This window comes from Pseudomonas sp. MH9.2 (genome assembly GCF_034353875.1).
In the GTDB taxonomy this organism is placed as follows: Bacteria; Pseudomonadota; Gammaproteobacteria; order Pseudomonadales; family Pseudomonadaceae; genus Aquipseudomonas.
Genome location: NZ_CP133784.1, coordinates 1070939 through 1086714, shown reverse-complemented (window position 1 = coordinate 1086714; position 15776 = coordinate 1070939). Strand labels below are relative to the sequence as shown.

At 59.3% G+C, this 15776-nt stretch carries 15 protein-coding genes; 5 read left to right on the top strand and 10 right to left on the bottom strand.

The features are described 5' to 3' along the window. Positions 1 to 5: 5 nt before the first annotated feature. The 8 genes from RHM55_RS04980 to RHM55_RS04945 all read right to left on the bottom strand — a co-directional run bounded on the left by RHM55_RS04980 (position 6) and on the right by RHM55_RS04945 (position 9315). Positions 6 to 287 carry a pyrimidine/purine nucleoside phosphorylase gene (locus RHM55_RS04980; RefSeq protein WP_219060546.1) on the bottom strand — a complete coding sequence of 94 codons (282 nt, stop codon included), beginning with the start codon at positions 285 to 287 and terminating at the stop codon, positions 6 to 8. Between the two features lie 105 nt (positions 288 to 392). Next, positions 393 to 935: an exonuclease domain-containing protein gene (locus RHM55_RS04975; protein ID WP_219060547.1), complete on the bottom strand. Its 543-nt coding sequence runs from the start codon at positions 933 to 935 to the stop codon at positions 393 to 395. A 48-nt stretch (positions 936 to 983) separates the two neighbouring features. Next, the gene (locus tag RHM55_RS04970) at positions 984 to 2960 is read right to left on the bottom strand and encodes an acetyl/propionyl/methylcrotonyl-CoA carboxylase subunit alpha (RefSeq protein WP_322179864.1); all 1977 of its coding nucleotides are present in this window, start codon (positions 2958 to 2960) and stop codon (positions 984 to 986) included. A 24-nt stretch (positions 2961 to 2984) separates the two neighbouring features. Then, positions 2985 to 3791, bottom strand: a complete 807-nt coding sequence (locus RHM55_RS04965) for an enoyl-CoA hydratase/isomerase family protein (RefSeq protein WP_322179863.1) — start codon at positions 3789 to 3791, stop codon at positions 2985 to 2987. Next, on the bottom strand, positions 3788 to 4945 hold the full coding sequence (gene atuD, locus RHM55_RS04960) for a citronellyl-CoA dehydrogenase (RefSeq protein ID WP_322179862.1): 1158 nt from the start codon (positions 4943 to 4945) through the stop codon (positions 3788 to 3790). The genes RHM55_RS04965 and atuD overlap by 4 nt, the downstream gene beginning before the upstream one ends. A 40-nt stretch (positions 4946 to 4985) precedes the next feature. Next, complete coding sequence (gene atuC, locus RHM55_RS04955; protein WP_322179861.1) at positions 4986 to 6602, bottom strand: geranyl-CoA carboxylase subunit beta; 1617 nt, start codon at positions 6600 to 6602, stop codon at positions 4986 to 4988. A 3-nt stretch (positions 6603 to 6605) separates the two neighbouring features. Beyond that, on the bottom strand, positions 6606 to 7475 hold the full coding sequence (locus tag RHM55_RS04950) for an SDR family oxidoreductase (protein WP_322179860.1): 870 nt from the start codon (positions 7473 to 7475) through the stop codon (positions 6606 to 6608). A 34-nt stretch (positions 7476 to 7509) separates the two neighbouring features. Then, on the bottom strand, positions 7510 to 9315 hold the full coding sequence (locus RHM55_RS04945; RefSeq protein ID WP_322179859.1) for an acyclic terpene utilization AtuA family protein: 1806 nt from the start codon (positions 9313 to 9315) through the stop codon (positions 7510 to 7512). 171 nt (positions 9316 to 9486) lie between these two features. Between RHM55_RS04945 and RHM55_RS04940 the strand changes: the two genes are divergently transcribed. Beyond that, on the top strand, positions 9487 to 10104 hold the full coding sequence (locus RHM55_RS04940; RefSeq protein ID WP_322179857.1) for a TetR/AcrR family transcriptional regulator: 618 nt from the start codon (positions 9487 to 9489) through the stop codon (positions 10102 to 10104). Positions 10105 to 10210: 106 nt separating this feature from the next. Then, entirely contained in the window at positions 10211 to 11032 is an 822-nt protein-coding gene (locus tag RHM55_RS04935; protein ID WP_322179856.1) for a substrate-binding periplasmic protein, read from the top strand. A gap of 63 nt (positions 11033 to 11095) precedes the next feature. Here the strand turns inward: RHM55_RS04935 and RHM55_RS04930 are convergent, their stop codons facing one another. Continuing rightward, positions 11096 to 11263, bottom strand: a complete 168-nt coding sequence (locus tag RHM55_RS04930; protein WP_219060556.1) for a DUF2897 family protein — start codon at positions 11261 to 11263, stop codon at positions 11096 to 11098. 205 nt (positions 11264 to 11468) lie between these two features. On the opposite strand from RHM55_RS04930, the gene pyrF reads away from it, so the two are divergent. Further along, positions 11469 to 12167, top strand: coding sequence for an orotidine-5'-phosphate decarboxylase (gene pyrF / locus RHM55_RS04925; RefSeq protein WP_322179855.1), 699 nt, complete (start codon positions 11469 to 11471; stop codon positions 12165 to 12167). Between the two features lie 36 nt (positions 12168 to 12203). On the opposite strand, the gene RHM55_RS04920 is transcribed toward pyrF, so the two are convergent. Beyond that, positions 12204 to 13208: an NADP-dependent oxidoreductase gene (locus tag RHM55_RS04920; RefSeq protein ID WP_322179854.1), complete on the bottom strand. Its 1005-nt coding sequence runs from the start codon at positions 13206 to 13208 to the stop codon at positions 12204 to 12206. A gap of 237 nt (positions 13209 to 13445) precedes the next feature. Here RHM55_RS04920 and RHM55_RS04915 point away from each other — a divergent pair, with 237 nt between their 5' ends. Further along, positions 13446 to 14207: an SDR family oxidoreductase gene (locus RHM55_RS04915; protein ID WP_322179853.1), complete on the top strand. Its 762-nt coding sequence runs from the start codon at positions 13446 to 13448 to the stop codon at positions 14205 to 14207. Between the two features lie 92 nt (positions 14208 to 14299). Then, positions 14300 to 15775: a mechanosensitive ion channel family protein gene (locus tag RHM55_RS04910; protein WP_322179851.1), complete on the top strand. Its 1476-nt coding sequence runs from the start codon at positions 14300 to 14302 to the stop codon at positions 15773 to 15775. The last annotated feature ends 1 nt before the right edge of the window (position 15776 follow it).

The window sequence follows — 15776 nt, the reverse complement described above, 5'->3', positions numbered from 1 at the left end:
GTGACTCAGCGGTATTCACACAGATAAGCGCTGTCTTCCAGCACTTCCAGATTGAATTTGCTGTTGGCCGGTACATTGAACTGGCTGCCGGACGTGAAGGTTTCCCACACGTCGCTGTCCGGCAGTTTGACTTTCAAGGCGCCGGAGATGACGTGCATGATTTCACGCTTGCTGGTACCGAATTCGTATTTGCCCGCCGCCATGACGCCGATCGTGGCATCGCCTTCCGCCTGACGGAACGCAATCGATTTTACGGTGCCGTCGAAGTATTCGTTGACTTTAAACATGGGCGATTCCTCGAAGATAAGGGTTACAAAAGATCGCTCAGTATGCCGAACGTATAAAAGGCCGTCATCCGCTTTAAAAAAGGCGTCATGTTGGCAGGCTACTCATCACGTCGGAAGTATCAGTGGCAGGAGTCGCGCTGTATTGCGTGCGTCGACCAGCGCCCGGTGCTGTTGCCCGTTGAACTGCATGCCCGCCAGTTGTAACGCGCCGTTCAGGCCCAGTGGACGTTGCAGTTTGCGGGCCTCGATAAAACGTTGTTTGAGGTTGATGTGGGGCAGGGTGCTCAAGGCGCTGGTCAGTTGTTGCTGCTGCCATTCCTGCTCCAGTTGCCGGCGATCATACTCACCCCAACTGGCCCACCCTTCCAGGCGTGGCAGGTGATGGCTGAGCCAGCGTTCGAACTGCGGCCAGACGCTGGTCAACGGCGCAGCATTGTCGATATTGACCTGGCTGATGTGCGTCAGCTCCCGGCAAAAGCGGGTCAGTTGCGGACGGCGCAAAGGCCGCACGAAGCGCTCGAAGTGATCCAGCTCCCGGCCGTCCTGATTGACCAGGCTCACGCCGATCTCAATGATCTCCATCTCGGCCAATGGCCAGCCGCCGTCCTCTGTTGTGGCTTCCAGATCAATCACCAGCCAGTGCGGCATATCAAACTCCGATCAAACAGCGCTAAGGTGAGTTGAGCGTAGACACAATCAGCCTGCTACGTCCAATGGCGCGACCTCCAGCAACACCTGGCGGTTTTTTACCTGATCACCTTGAATCACGTGCAGACGACGAATGACCCCGTCGATTCCGGCCTTGAGCGGGTGTTCCATCTTCATGGCTTCGAGCACCAGCAACAATTGGCCACGGCTGACGGTCGCCCCTTCGCTGACCAGTACATCGACAATCGCGCCATCCATAGGCGCTTTCAGGGTGCCTGAGTGAACGTTGATCTGGCCTTTGACAAGGGCGTGGGTCAGGTCGAGTACGTGTAGATTGCCTGAGTTGCTGTGCAGCCAGAGCACGTCGGCGTCCAGATGATAGGCATACCGACGACACACACCCTCGACCTCGACATTCGCCCGGCGGCCGTCGGTATCAAGCACGTGCAGGCTGATCAGCGTTTCCGCCACCAGCACGTCCAGGCGCTCAGCGTTCGGACTCAGCTCCACGGCGAATGTGTGTTCGCCATGTCCCAATCGATAGTGTGACGGGCCTGTGGCGCTATTGCCCCAGCCTGTACGCTGGGCGGGATGTGTCTTGGCCGAGGCGAGATAAAACAAGGCCGCAGCCATCGCCAGTTCAATGGCGGTGGGCGAATGAGGGTGCAGGCAAGGAGCGTCGGTGAAGTGATCGCCGATAAAACCGGTGCTGACAGCGCCCGCGACGAACTGCGGGTGTTTCAGCAGAGAGGCCAGCAATTGCTGGTTGCTGTTGATGCCCAACAGTACGCAATCTTCCACGGCTCGCAACAGCTTGCGTCGGGCCTCTTCACGTGTGGCGCCGTGGGCGATGATTTTGCCCAGCATCGGGTCATAGAACGGGCTGACGTGCTGACCTTCCAGTACCCCATGATCGACACGTACACCGTCACACAGCGCGGGTTGCCAGTGCACGATCTGGCCGGTCTGCGGCATGAAACCCTGCGCCGGGTCCTCGGCGTAAAGCCGCACTTCCATCGCGTGACCCAGGGGTTGGATCTGCTCCTGACGCAGCGGTAAGGGATCGCCTGCCGCCACTTGAATCTGCCAGGCGACCAGATCTTGGCCGGTGATCATTTCGGTCACCGGGTGTTCGACCTGCAAGCGCGTGTTCATTTCCAGAAAGTAGAACCGCCCACGCTGATCAAGCAGAAACTCGACGGTGCCCGCGCCGACGTAATGTACTGCGCTGGCGGCCTGTAACGCTGCGGCGCCCATGGCGGCGCGCAGCTCCGGGGTCATGATCGGGCAGGGTGCTTCTTCGATGATCTTCTGATGCCGACGTTGCACCGAGCAGTCACGTTCGCCGAGGTAAACCAGATTGCCGTGGCTGTCGCCGAAGATCTGCATTTCCACGTGACGCGGTCTGATCAGCGCCTGCTCGAGAATCAGTTCGCTGGAGCCGAAAGCGTTTTGCGCTTCCGACCGTGCGGTGCGCAGGTGTTCGAGCAGGTGTTGGGCCTTTTCCACCAGGCGCATGCCCCGGCCACCGCCACCGGCGCTGGCTTTGATCATCAGTGGGTAGCCAATCCGTTCAGCTTCGCGGCCGAGGCTGGCATCATCCTGCTCAGCGCCTTGATAGCCAGCGATACACGGCACTCCGGCCTCGATCATCGCCAGTTTGGACAGGCGCTTGCTGCCCATCAGCTCGATCGCTTCCGCGCTGGGACCGATGAAGACCAGACTCGCCGCTGCGCAGGCCAGGGCAAAATCAGCGTTCTCTGACAAAAAACCATAACCGGGATGAATTGCATCGGCGCCCGTGCGTCTGGCTGCGTCGATGATCGCTTCGATGTTCAGGTACGACTGCTGCACCTGTGCCGGGCCGATGCACACTGCTTCGTCCGCCAGCTGCACGTGGCGTGCGTGCGCATCCGCTTCGCTGAACACGGCCACGGTGCGATAGCCCAGACGGTGTGCCGTGTGCAAAACACGGCAGGCAATTTCGCCGCGGTTGGCGATGAGGATTTTGTTGAAGGCTGGCATTCGTGGCATCCTTTGTTCTGGGGGCTAAAAGCTGCTTTTCGCCCATACGGGTTCGCGTTTTTGCACGAAAGCCAGCGTGCCTTCTACACCTTCGGTGCCGACGATTGCAGTGCTGAACGCTTCGGCCGCCTGATCCAGCAGGGCGCCGAGCGGCACATCCGCGGTGGCCAGCAACAAGGCTTTGGTCGTGGCATTCGCGCCGGGTGCACAGCGCAAGACCTGCTCCAACACATCGCTCAAGCGTTCGGCCATGGCGTGCGCGTCGCGCTCGACAAAGTGCACCAGCCCCAGGCGTCCGGCTTCTTCGCCATCAAAGCGTGCGGCGGTCAGCGCCAGGCGCCGGGTCTGAGTCAGGCCGATGCGCTTGACCACGAACGGGGCGATTTGCGCCGGGATCAGGCCGAGGCTGGTTTCTGGCAGACCGAATTGCGCCTGATGATGGGCAATGGCGACGTCGCTGACGCAGGCCAGGCCAAAGCCGCCACCCAGCACCGCGCCTTCCAGCACCGCGACCACCACCTGCGGGGCTTTTTCCGCTTCTTCCAGCAGCGCGCCAAATGCGCGACTCAATGCCTTGTAAGCCTCGGCGCCTTGGCCTCGGGCGTTGGCCATGTCCCTGATGTCGCCACCGGCGCAGAAATGCCCGCCGGCACCGCACAGCACCAGCGCCCGCACTTGCGGGTCTTCACGCACCCCGGCCAGCACGGCGCGCAGTTCACCGACCATTTGCAGGCTCATGGCGTTGCGGCTCTCGGGCCGATTAAGGGTGATGTGCAGCACGCCACCGTGGCTGTTCAGCAGCAGCGTGTGGCACGCGGGTAACAGGCTCATGCTTTTTTACCGGGCAGGATGTTCATCAGTTTGCAGATAATCCCGAGCATGATTTCGTCGGCGCCGCCGCCAATCGACACCAGGCGCACATCGCGATAAGCGCGAGAAACAGGGTTGTCCCACATGAAACCCATGCCGCCCCAATATTGCAGGCAACTGTCGCTGACTTCGCGGCCCAGTCGTCCGGCCTTGAGTTTGGCCATCGATGCCAGTTTGGTCACGTCGCGGCCCTTCACGTACTGCTCGGTCGCCTGATAGACCAGGGCTCGCAGGCATTCGATTTCGGTTTGCAGTTCGGCCAGGCGGAAGTGGATCACCTGATTGTCGATCAGCGCGTTGCCGAACGTTTTGCGCTCGCGACAGTACTCGATGGTGCTGTCGACGCAGTATTCCAGGCCCTTGATCATGTTGGCGGCACCGAATAGACGCTCTTCCTGGAACTGCAGCATTTGCATCATGAACCCTGCACCTTCGTGACCGATGCGGTTGCGTTGGGGGACGCGTACGTTATCGAAAAACACCTGGGCGGTTTCCGAGCTGCGCATGCCGAGCTTGTCCAGGTGTGGGCTGAGGCTGATGCCGGGGCTGTTCATAGGCACCATGATCAGTGACTTGTTTACATGGGCTTTGTCGTCCGAAGTGTTGGCCAGCAAGCAAATGAAGTCCGCGCTCGGAGCGTTGGTGATCCACATTTTGCTCCCATTGATCACGTAGTCGGTGCCGTCTTTCTTCGCGCTGGTCTTGAGCCCTGCGACATCGGAGCCAGCGCCGACTTCGGATACGCCAATACAGCCGACCTGTTCGCCGGAGATGGCCGGGCGCAGGAATTCTTCGCGCAACTCATCGGAGCCAAAGCGCGCCAGCGCAGGGGTGCACATGTCGGTCTGCACGCCGATGGACATCGGGATGCCGCCGCAGTGGATGGTGCCAAACTCTTCGGCGGCGACGATGGAGTAGCTGTAATCCAGGCCCATACCACCAAACTGTTCGGGTTTGGAAATGCCCAATAGACCCAGTTCGCCGGCTTTCTTGAACAGCTCATGGATCGGGAAACGGCCCGCTTTTTCCCATTCATCGACGTGCGGATTGATCTCCTTGTCGACAAAATTACGCACGGTGCGCCGCAGTGCTTCGTGTTCCTGGGTGAAGATCATTTTTATTGTTCTCCTTTGGAAATCGCCTACGGGTTCAACATCAAAATCGCGCCACGCCGAAGCTATTCGGTTGCAGCGGTCTCACCGCCGCTTCCTGACAAATATCCAGCAGATAACCGAGCAAGGTTCGGGTATCGCGAGGGTCGATCAGGCCGTCATCCCACAGGCTGGCCGTGCCGTACAGCGCCCCGGACTGACTGTCGAGCTTCTGTGCGGTCACCTGTTCCAGCATGTCGAGCATCTTCGGGTCCGGGTCGAGTCCGGCTTTGATGTGTTTGGCCTCGGTGACGATGCGCAACACCTTGCCGGCCTGGGCGCCACCCATCACTGCGGTTCGGCTGTTGGGCCAGGCAAAGATGAAGCGCGGGTCCAGTCCTCGGCCGCACATGGCGTAGTTGCCCGCGCCGTAGGAACCACCGACCACGATGGTCAGTTTCGGCACCCTGGCATTGGCCACCGCCTGAATCATCTTCGCCCCATGCTTGATCACGCCGTGTTGTTCGGACTCGGTACCAACCATGAAACCGGTGGTGTTGTGGAAGAACAGTAGCGGCGTCTGGCTTTGGTCGCACAGCTGAATGAATTGTGCGGCCTTGCTCGCGCCTTTGGGCGTGATCGGCCCGTTGTTGCCGATAAACCCGCAGGGCTGGCCTTCAATCTGCAAATGACCGCAGACGGTTTGCTGGTCGTATTCGCCTTTGAATTCGAGGAATACCGAACCATCGGCCAGGCGGGCAATGATTTCACGCACGTCATAGGGCTTTTTCGGGTCGTGGGGGATCAGCCCAAGCAGCTCGTCAATGGGGTAGCGCGGTGCTTGATAAGCCGGACGCGCACGCATCGGCAACTGGGCATTCCACGGCAGCAGGGCGATGATTTCGCGCACGATGCGCAGGCCATCGGCGTCGTTTTCCGCCAAGTACTCTGCGGTGCCGGCAATTTGCGCGTGCATCTCTGCACCGCCCAGCTCTTCATCAGTCGCAATTTCTCCGGTCGCCGCCTTGAGCAACGGCGGACCGGCGAGAAACAGTTTGGCCTTGCCGCGCACCACCACCACGTAATCCGACAGTCCTGGCTGATAAGCGCCGCCAGCCGTGGAGGAGCCGTGCACCACGGTGATTTGCGGCAAGCCCATGGCCGACATCCGCGCCTGATTGGCAAACCCTCGCGCACCCTCGACGAAAATCTCCGCCGCATAGTTGAGATTGGCGCCGCCGCTTTCGGCCAGGGTCACCACCGGCAGTTTGTTTTCCATGGCGATCTGTTGCAGGCGCAGGGATTTTTTCAGGCCGCTGGGGGAAATAGTGCCCCCCCGGATAGCGCTGTTATTGGCGACCACCAGCACACGCACCCCGGACACATAGCCGATGCCGGCAATCAGCCCGCCACCGGCCTGACTGCCGTCCTTGTCGTCATGCAGTTTGTAGCCAGCGAGTGAAGCCAGTTCGAGAAACGGCGCGCCGGGATCAAGCAACAGGTTCAGGCGTTCGCGGGGCAACAGCTGGCCTCGCTTGTCGAACTTGGGCTTGGCTTCAAGGGCTTTGTCCAACAGCACCCGTTCAAGTTGTCGCACCTGCGCGATACTCGCCAGCATGGCCTCGCGGTTCTGAGCAAAGCTCGTGCTGTGGCAATCGAGCTGCGATTCAATCATCGGCATGCGCTACTCCTTGTCCTTCAAGACATCGGGCAGATAGGCGCGATGAAAGCCGTTATACGACTCGCTGTTCTGCGCCTTGTGCAATGGCCAGGCGCGACTGCCAAGGCTGGCGGCACCATCAATGCGCAGGGTGCTGCCGCTGATGAACGCCGCCCCGGGGCTGAGCAAAAAAACAATCGCCGCGCTGACCTCGGATTCGGTGCCAATGCGCTTGAGCGGTACATGCTCGCGCAAGGTGGGAATTACTGCCTTGAACGCACCTTCATACGTATCCATGCCGCTGGATGCTATCCACCCTGGGGCCACGGCGTTGACGCGGACTCCTGCATAAGCCCATTCAACCGCAGCGGTTTTGGTGAGGTTTTCCATGCCTGAACGGGCGGCACCGGAATGGCCCATGCCGGGCATTCCGCCCCACATGTCGGCGAGCATGTTGACGATGGCGCCACCGTGCCGGCTCATGGATTGATTGAATACCTCGCGCGCCATCAGGAAACCACCGACCAGATTGGTGCGCATCACGGTTTCGAAACCCTTCTGATTGATCGAGGCCAGTGGGGCGGGGTATTGGCCGCCGGCGTTGTTGACCAGCCCATGAATCGGCCCGTGCTCGGCAACCACCTGAGTGATCAGCGCCTTGACCCGATCTTCTTCGCGGATGTCGCACACCTGCCAACTGACCTGGCCTCCGTCTTCGGTGATCTCGGCGCTCACCTGCTCGAGTTTCGCCTGCTTGCGCCCGACCAACACCACATGGGCGCCAAGGGCTGCCAACTCATGGGCGGCGCAACGGCCGATACCGCTGCCACCACCGGTGACGATATGAGTCTGCCCGCGGAACAAGTCGGGTCTGAAGACCGAATCGTATGCCATGTATCACCCCTTCTTATTTTGAGTTCGGATCGGTTTACGGGCGTTGCTGGCCATTGACCTGATCGGCAATGCTTTGCGGCACCGGGATCTGGATTTCCAGCAGTTGCTGAGCGAACGCTTTGCCCTGTGGGTCGATACGCAGGCTGGCGACTCCGCCACCGCCGAGGGCGTTTTCCAGGAGGAAATTCAGGCTGTGGCTGCCGGGGAGATACCAGCGCTCGACCCGACCATGAATCGGGTCGAGGACATGGCTCATCCAGTCCACGACCACTGCGCTGCTCAGGGTTTCGGCGATCCACGGCAGGAACTCCGGGCGTCGCGCCATGACCCCGATATTACTGTGGTTGCCTTTGTCACCGGAGCGCGCCACCGCCAGTTTCACCAAGGGAACACTGGCATCGGCACGCCCATGAGGTTGTGGTGGTTGCAGGTCCAGGGGCAGTGCGCTTGGGTCGAACCTCTGCTGGGGCGGCAGCTCGAAAAGACTGCGCTGGCCGTCGATGTCGATTTCCAGGCGGCAGGCGGACTTGTCGATCAGGAATGAGAACAGGCGAATGACCGGATAGACCGTGGGCCGACCGCCAACGATGCCTGTGAGCCCCGGCGCCATGCCTGTGGCGGCCTGTGCGATCTCGCGGGAGAACAGGATCAACGCTTGTTTTTCGGGGTGACGCACCGCCAGTTTGATCACCACTTCGCGAGTGTCGTGCCGTTGGCCGTGGGGGCCGTAGGTGGCTTCGCTGCCCAGCAGTTCGATGTTCACTTCGCTGTAGGGTGGCCAGCCGCGCTGGCTGAACAACTCTTTGGTTTTGTTGATAATCGCCTGGCCGACGCGCTCGGCTTTTTTTACCGCGTCGATTCCGGCGATCAGGCAACTGGCAGTGCAGCGGAAACCGTCCGGGTACGTTGCGCTGACCTTGTATTGGCCGCTGGGCGCGAAGCCGCGAGCACCCTCGACGCTGACCTGGTTGTCGCCTACTTGCTTGAGTCGGACGTGGGTGAAGTCGCATACCACATCAGGCAACAGGTAGGCCCGGGGGTCGCCGATTTCGTAGAGCAACTGTTCGCCGACGCTCAACGGTGAGATCAACCCCCCGGAGCCGGCAGGTTTACTGACAATGAAGTGGCTGTCAGCCCTGACTTCAATGATCGGAAAGCCGATATGTTCGTAGTCTGGCACGTCCTGCCAATCAGTGAAGTTGCCGCCGGTGCACTGTGCGCCGCACTCGATGATGTGGCCGGCGAGGGCGGCTTGGGCCAGTTTGTCGTGATCTTGCCAGGACCAGCCGAACTCGTGAACCAGCGCTGCACTGACCACTGCGCTGTCGACCACTCTGCCGGTGATGACGATATCAGCGCCCAGTCGCAGCGCTTCGACAATGCCGGGTGCACCGAGATACGCATTGATGGACACGCACATCGGCGGCAGGGGCGCGCCAGTGAACATTTCGTGAACGCCCGCGCTGCTCAAGTGCTTGAACTGCGGCTGCAAATTATCGCCGAGCAGGACAGCGATCTTCAGGTTGACCCCCGCGTGCAGACAGGCCGCTTGCAAGGCCGCGGCACAGGCGAGGGGATTGACCCCGCCCGCGTTGCTGATGATCCTGATCTTCTGCTCAGCGATTTTTGGCAGCAGTGGAGCGAGCACTTCAACGAAGTCGGTGGCGAAACCCGCGTCCGGATTTTTCATCCTGGCCCCGGCCAGCAGCGACATGGTGATCTCGGCCAGGTAGTCGAACACCAGATAGTCCAGTCCGCCGCCGTCCACCAGTTGCGCGGCCGCCGTGCAGGTATCCCCCCAGAATGCGCTGGCGCAACCGATGCGCACGGTTTTGGACATGACAGACCTCGTAGGCGATTGACTGTGCATCAGAGACTACCAAGCAAGCGCTTGGTTTTGAAAGCCCTCGTTTAAAATAATTGCTTTGCGTGGCGCCCGAGCGCTTGCTTGGTGTGCCGCACAGGCATAAATTGCGCGCGCCATATGCCAACTTCCAAAAGGAACCTCACCGTGGACGAGCAAAAAGCTTTGAAGGTGATGCGCGAGTTGGTGGACGGTGGGCAGATCACCGATCCCGACAGCGCTCGCGGCAAACTACTGCAGGTGGCCGCTCACCTGTTTCGCAACAAAGGCTACGAACGCACCACCGTGCGGGACTTGGCTGGCGCGGTGGGCATTCAGTCCGGAAGTATCTTTCATCACTTCAAAAGCAAGGACGAAATCCTGCGCTCAGTGATGGAAGAGACCATCCGCTATAACACCGCTTTGATGCACGCGGCGCTCGCCGACGCGGACACTGTGCGCGAGCGGGTGCTAGCGCTGATTCGCTGTGAGCTGCAATCGATTATGGGTGGCAGTGGCGAGGCCATGGCAGTACTGGTCTACGAATGGAGATCGTTGTCGGAAGAAGGACAGGTTCACGTACTGGCCTTGCGCGACCTCTACGAGCAGCTCTGGCTGCAAGTATTGGGAGAGGCAAAAGAGGCCGGCTATATCAAGGGCGATGTATTTATCACGCGGCGTTTTCTAACGGGCGCCTTGTCGTGGACCACGACCTGGTTTCGCGCTGAAGGCAGCATGACCCTCGATCAGTTGGCGGATGAAGCACTGATCATGGTTTTAAAATAACGTTGAAGCCTGCCGGCACGTTCGAACTGACATCACTTTGATATTGTCTAACAGGCCGAAAACGCATAGCTTATCCACATCCGGTTACCTGAGGTGTGCTGTGTCGATGTCTTTGCCTTTGCGGACGGCTTACCGAATTTTGTTCTTGGCTATCAGTACGTTATGGGCTAGTGAGGCATGTGCCGTGCAGCTGGTGCGTATCGGTGCGGCGCATTTTCCGCCTTACACTGTTCACCCCGAAAAAGGCGAAGACACCGGTTTGTTGCCGCAGTTGGTCATTGCCTTGAATGCGGCGCAAAGCGACTTTCAGTTTTTGCTCGTGCCGACCTCCATTCCACGTCGCTTTCGTGATTTTCAGGACGGCCGGTTCGACATGGCTATCTTCGAAAATCCGGATTGGGGCTGGAAGAATATTGCCCACGTCAATGTCGACATGGGCCTTGAAGACGCTGAAATCTTCGTCGCCAAGCGCGAAGAAGGGCGCACACAAAACTACTTCGATGACTTGCAGGGCAAGCGTCTGGCCTTGTTCAGTGGCTATCACTATGCGTTTGCCCACTTCAATGCCGAACCCAAATTCCTGGCCGAACACTACAACGCAACGCTGACGTATTCCCATGACAGCAACTTGCTGATGGTGCTGCGCGAACGGGCTGACATTGCTCTGGTGACGCGCTCGTACCTGAGCGATTTCATGGCGCGTAATCATGATGAAGCCCGCCAGTTTTTGGTGTCCGAGCGGGTCGATCAGATTTATCGGCATTACGCCTTGCTGCGTCCGCAGGCACCTATTACGGGGGAGCAGTTCAGCCAGTTATTGCAGCAACTTCGTGATAACGGGCAGATGTTCAGGATTTTTCAGCCGTATCGAATCGCGGTCACATCGCTACAGAACAATCACTCGATGACTGCGTATGGAACGCACTAATCCCGCTATCAGACAGGAGACGCATTGTTTTCGCAGGCAAACCCGCGAAAACAATCACGTGGGTCAACGGTCCTTCGCGTCTTTGGCATCCATCTCGGCGTTGCGTTCATGAACGCGCTTGAGTTGCTCATCGGTCAAATCAACCTTTGTAGCGGTATCGCGCAACATCAACAGACCGCCAACGATCGAGCCAATTGCAACTATCAGAATTAACCAGGCATACCAGGGCATAGGGCTCTCCTTGAAGTGATATCACTTTGAGCAATCTATATTGCCAGTGGTTCAATTCTAGGCGCCCTGTGCCCGGTTTGTTAGCGGCATGCTGTTTGTTCAGGGCTGGGCGCGCGATCTGGATCAATTATCGATCACTGGGTCCCGAAAATGGGTCGGTTCGGCTACAATACGCGCCGATTTCGACTTGCCTGAGAGCCTACTCATGTCCGCCTGCCAGACTCCTATCATCGTCGCCCTGGATTTCCCTAACCGCGACGCCGCGTTGAAACTGGCCGATCAGTTGGACCCGAAGCTGTGCCGGGTCAAAGTCGGTAAGGAATTGTTTACCAGCTGTGCGTCGGACATCGTCGAAACCCTGCGCAACAAGGGCTTCGAGGTGTTTCTTGACCTGAAATTCCACGACATCCCCAACACCACGGCGATGGCGGTAAAGGCCGCTGCGGAAATGGGCGTGTGGATGGTCAATGTCCATTGCTCCGGCGGTTTGCGCATGATGGCAGCCTGCCGTGAAGTGCTTGATCAGCGTAGCGGGCCAAAACCGTTGCTCATAGGGGTCACTGTGCTGACCAGCATGGAACGTGAAGATCTGGCGGCTATTGGTCTGGACGTCGAACCGCAGGTGCAGGTGCTGCGCCTGGCTGCGTTGGCGGAAAAAGCCGGTATGGACGGTCTGGTGTGCTCGGCACTCGAAGCCCGTGCCCTGAAGACCGCCCATCCGTCGTTGAAACTGGTCACCCCTGGCATTCGTCCGGCAGGCAGCGCCCAGGACGATCAACGCCGCATCCTGACACCGCGTCAGGCGCTGGACGCCGGCTCCGACTATCTGGTCATCGGCCGTCCCATCAGCCAGGCCGCCGACCCGGCAAAAGCGCTGGCAGCGGTCGTGGCTGAGTTGGCGTAAAAGCTATTCGCGAGGCGTCGGTTCAGGCGCCTCCGATCACACCTTTAACACCAGTTTCCCGAAGTTTTCACCCTTGAACAGCTTCATCAGGGTTTCGGGGAAAGTCTCCAGACCCTCGACGATGTCTTCCTTGCTTTTGAGTTTGCCTGAAGCGAGCCAGCTGGCGATTTCCTGACCGGCTGCGGCGAATTTGGGGGCGTAGTCCATGACCACGAAGCCTTCCATGCGCGCACGGTTCACCAACAATGACAGGTAGTTGGTCGGGCCTTTGACCGCTTCCTTGTTGTTGTACTGGCTGATGGCGCCACAGATGATCACCCGTGCTTTGGGCGCCAGGCGGGAAAGAACGGCGTCGAGGATATCGCCACCGACGTTGTCGAAATACACGTCAACGCCTTTCGGACATTCACGTTTGAGGCCCGCGTGGACGTCTTCATTCTTGTAGTCGATGGCGCCGTCGAAACCCAGTTCATCAATCAGCGACTGGCATTTTTCTTTGCCCCCGGCGATGCCGATTACGCGGCAGCCTTTGATTTTGGCGATCTGCCCGGCAACGCTGCCCACTGCACCTGCGGCCCCGGAAATCACCACAGTCTCACCGGCTTTCGGCGCGCCGACGTCCAGCAGGGCAAAATAAGCGGTCATGCCGGTCATGCCCAGTGCGGACAGATAACGCGGCAGTGGTGCCAGTTTCGGGTCGACTTTGTAGAAGCCCTTGGGCTCACCGAGAAAATAGTCCTGCACCCCCAGTGCGCCCTGCACGTAATCACCAACGGCAAATTCAGGGACCTGTGAGGCGATGACTTTGCCTACACCCAACGCGCGCATCACGTCACCCAGATTGACGGGCGCAATGTAGGACTTGCCTTCGTTCATCCAGCCGCGCATGGCCGGGTCCAGCGACAGGTATTCGTTCTCGACCATAACCTGACCTGCCGCCACTTCGCCGACAGGCACTTGCTGGAAGGTAAAGTCGTCGCGGCTCGCGGCCCCTGAAGGGCGCTTGGCGAGCAGGAATTGACGGTTGGTCTGGGCAGTCATGGCAGGCACTCTTTTAGACAGGAAGGAGGGAGAACAAGCCTACGTGATAGTCGTTGGCCGCCGTTCCGGCAAGGTTTGTCCGTCTGGCGAATGCAGGCTGATCCAGTTGGGTGATGAGCCCCCACGGGCTTAATCACTCTGGCGCATACGTGCATAACCGGGTCTCTGATAGTGCTGACGTACGCCTGTGGGGGATGGCTAGACTGCATCACTATTCAACCGTCAGGGGACAATTACATGAGCATGACTTTTTCCGGTCAGGTGGCTTTGGTCACGGGCGCTGCTGCGGGTATTGGTCGCGCGACCGCATTGGCCTTCGCTGAGCAGGGCCTGAAAGTGGTGGTGGCAGACCTGGACAGTGAAGGCGGGGAAGGCACAGTTGAATTGATTCGTGCAGCGGGCGGCGATGCAGTGTTTGTGCGCTGCAACGTCACGAAGGAAGCTGAAGTGCGCCAGTTGATGGAGCAGGCAGTGAGCACGTATGGCCGCGTCGACTATGCCTTCAATAATGCTGGCATCGAGATCGAAAAGGGTCGCTTGGCCGAGGGCAGCGAAGCCGAGTTCGATGCAATCATGGGCGTCAACGTCAAAGGCGTCTGGTTGTGCATGAAGTACCAATTGCCGCTGATGCTCGCCCAAGGCGGTGGGGCCATCGTCAACACCGCATCAGTGGCTGGCCTTGGCGCTGCACCAAAGATGAGTATCTACAGTGCGTCGAAGCATGCCGTGATCGGTCTGACCAAATCAGCCGCGATTGAATATGCGAAGAAGAAAATTCGCGTCAACGCCGTCTGTCCTGCAGTGATCGACACCGACATGTACCGTCGCGCCTATGAAACCGACCCGAAAAAAGCCGAATACGTGGCCGTCATGCACCCAGTCGGTCGTGTCGGCACCGTCGAAGAAATCGCCAGCGCCGTGCTTTATCTGTGCAGCGATGGCGCCAGCTTCACCACCGGCCACGCGCTGGCGGTGGACGGCGGGGTGACCGCGATTTAAGGCCCGCCAGCGCCTGCAGTACGTGCTTACCCTGCACACACCGATCGGCTAAGCTCGCCTCCTGTAGTGGTCTATGTGTCAGGAGTGAGTCGATGGATTTCATGTGGTTTGCCTACCCACTGGTCAGTGCCTTGGTGCTGATCATTATCGACCTGACCCTTTGGCAGTGGGTTGATCCACGGCATGTGCGCTGGAAGATGGCGGTGCGGCTGGGCCTGTTTCTGTTGTTCAGCATGGCATTGCTGGATGCCGGGTTGAGCCCTCTGTTTCCGGTGCCCGATGCGGTCCTGCCACCGCGCCACACGCTGGCGACCGTACTGGCTATTGTCTGGTGGTTGTACGGCGCACGAACCCTGACCGTATTGGCGGTGGTGATTCTGGAACCGCGGATCGGTGGCAAGGGGCATTTGCTCCAAGACCTGATGGGCGCGATCATCTTTCTGGTCGCCGTCGTCGCTGCCGCCGCGTACATCCTCGATTTGCCAGTCAAAGGCTTGCTGGCGACGTCGGGCGCGGTGGCGATCATCCTAGGTCTGGCAGTGCAGAGCACGCTGGGCGACGTATTTTCAGGGATCGTGCTCAACGCAACCAAGCCCTTTAGGGTCGATGACTGGATTCGCGTCGACGACATAGAAGGTAAGGTGATCGAAATTGATTGGCGCTCAACCCATCTGCTGACGTCCGAAGGCAGCATGGCGGTGATTCCCAACGCGATGGCGGCCAAGACCCGGATCGTCAATTTCAGCCGCCCCGATCACTTTCATTCCGTGACCCTGACCGTCGAGCTGCCAGTACGCTTGCGTCCCAGCCTGGTGCTGGACTCGCTGGAGAAAGCCTTGCAGGGCTGCCGTGAGCTGCTGGCAAAACCCAAAGCCGGGGCCGTGGTCAAAGCCTCCGGTTTACGCTCCGTGCAGTATGAGATCACCGGCTACATCAAATCCAGGGACCGTTGTAGCGCGGTGAGTAACCAGCTCTATGACTTGATCTATCGCCAGCTGGCGGCGTCCGAAACCCTGCGTCAGGATCAGATCAAGCCTGCGACGCGGCAGTCAGCAGTACTCAACACGGTAGGGGTGCTGCGCATGCTCAGCGATGAAGACCGTGCCGAACTCGAGCGTCACATGCACTTGCGCTCGTACCCTGTTGGCGCGGTGATTCTCGCTCAAGGTGTCGTTCCCGATGCGCTGTTGATCATTGAGTCTGGGGTGGTGACGGCGGCTGTTGAACGGCCTGATGGCTGGCTTGAGGTCGGGCGCATGGGGCCGGGCGAACTGATTGGCGAAACCGGTATTGTCGACCAGTCGGCCAGCCTCGCTCGTTTCAGTGCGATGACCGACTGCATGGTCTATCGCATCGAAAGCAAAGACCTTGAGCCTTGGCTGGAAGAACACGGTGAATTGCGTGGGGCTCTGGCAGGGTTGGTACGCTTCCGCGCGCAGGCTCGGGCGACGATGATTCAGCATAAGCCCTTGGATGTGGGCCAGAACGGTTTCCTGCAATGGTTGCGCAAAAGCGTCACTCGCTTTCAGCCGGGTAACGAACGCGGGCCGACGGACAAACTCAGTTGAG

Bases quoted from the DNA above. Each gene is read 5' to 3' on its own strand.
- RHM55_RS04980 (WP_219060546.1), bottom strand. From the start codon at position 287: ATGTTTAAAGTCAACGAATACTTCGACGGCACCGTAAAATCGATTGCG.
- RHM55_RS04975 (WP_219060547.1), bottom strand. From the start codon at position 935: ATGCCGCACTGGCTGGTGATTGATCTGGAAGCCACAACAGAGGACGGC.
- RHM55_RS04970 (WP_322179864.1), bottom strand. From the start codon at position 2,960: ATGCCAGCCTTCAACAAAATCCTCATCGCCAACCGCGGCGAAATTGCC.
- RHM55_RS04965 (WP_322179863.1), bottom strand. From the start codon at position 3,791: ATGAGCCTGTTACCCGCGTGCCACACGCTGCTGCTGAACAGCCACGGT.
- atuD (WP_322179862.1), bottom strand. From the start codon at position 4,945: ATGATCTTCACCCAGGAACACGAAGCACTGCGGCGCACCGTGCGTAAT.
- atuC (WP_322179861.1), bottom strand. From the start codon at position 6,602: ATGCCGATGATTGAATCGCAGCTCGATTGCCACAGCACGAGCTTTGCT.
- RHM55_RS04950 (WP_322179860.1), bottom strand. From the start codon at position 7,475: ATGGCATACGATTCGGTCTTCAGACCCGACTTGTTCCGCGGGCAGACT.
- RHM55_RS04945 (WP_322179859.1), bottom strand. From the start codon at position 9,315: ATGTCCAAAACCGTGCGCATCGGTTGCGCCAGCGCATTCTGGGGGGAT.
- RHM55_RS04935 (WP_322179856.1), top strand. From the start codon at position 10,211: ATGTCTTTGCCTTTGCGGACGGCTTACCGAATTTTGTTCTTGGCTATC.
- RHM55_RS04930 (WP_219060556.1), bottom strand. From the start codon at position 11,263: ATGCCCTGGTATGCCTGGTTAATTCTGATAGTTGCAATTGGCTCGATC.
- pyrF (WP_322179855.1), top strand. From the start codon at position 11,469: ATGTCCGCCTGCCAGACTCCTATCATCGTCGCCCTGGATTTCCCTAAC.
- RHM55_RS04920 (WP_322179854.1), bottom strand. From the start codon at position 13,208: ATGACTGCCCAGACCAACCGTCAATTCCTGCTCGCCAAGCGCCCTTCA.
- RHM55_RS04915 (WP_322179853.1), top strand. From the start codon at position 13,446: ATGAGCATGACTTTTTCCGGTCAGGTGGCTTTGGTCACGGGCGCTGCT.
- RHM55_RS04910 (WP_322179851.1), top strand. From the start codon at position 14,300: ATGGATTTCATGTGGTTTGCCTACCCACTGGTCAGTGCCTTGGTGCTG.